The sequence below is a fragment of the Acinetobacter sp. USHLN143 genome, assembly GCF_037145695.1.
GTDB classification, from domain to species: Bacteria; Pseudomonadota; Gammaproteobacteria; order Pseudomonadales; family Moraxellaceae; genus Acinetobacter; species Acinetobacter fasciculus.
The window spans coordinates 1-525 of sequence record NZ_JBBCWZ010000206.1; the positions used below are offsets into that span (position 1 = coordinate 1).

Below are 525 nucleotides of genomic sequence, written 5' to 3' on the forward strand. Positions count from 1 at the left end.
GTCGTTCTCGCTGTTCTAAACTAAGTGGGACAGAAACAATTCTAGGCATGTGTGAACATCTGTTAACTAAAAAAACCTTTTCGCATCATTAGTTATTTTTGTCAACTTATGTCTTTTCCTTAAACTAGTTTTTCCTTGCTTTGAGCAACCGTAAATTACACAATGAGTATTAGCTCCTAAAATATTAATAAATTGCTCATCTATTGAGCGATCGTGATAGTTTAAAGGTAATTCTCTACCTGTATTGAATACTTCTGATGTTGTATGTGTAATTTCCTTTTTGTCGCTAAAAAACATAGATTTCCATTCTAAATTTAGTTTTTGATTATCTTAATTTATATCATAAGATATGGAATCATAAAAATAATATATTCTAAAAAGCCCATCATCTGACGAGCTTTTTATTTATTCTATTTTGTCCCGTCCTGAAATAAGTTTACACCTTAAGAGACTTATTTTATGGAACATAAACGAGAACAACGAGTTAAACGTACACAACGTGACTATAGCTTTGCCTTTAAAATG

At 30.5% G+C, this 525-nt stretch carries 1 protein-coding gene; it reads right to left on the minus strand.

Annotated elements, in window-relative coordinates; all coding sequences use genetic code 11:
* Positions 1-66: 66 nt before the first annotated feature.
* A complete protein-coding gene (locus tag WFH18_RS17710; RefSeq protein ID WP_164543396.1) occupies positions 67-297 on the minus strand; it encodes a hypothetical protein in 231 nt (76 codons plus the stop codon).
* Positions 298-525: the final 228 nt, after the last annotated feature.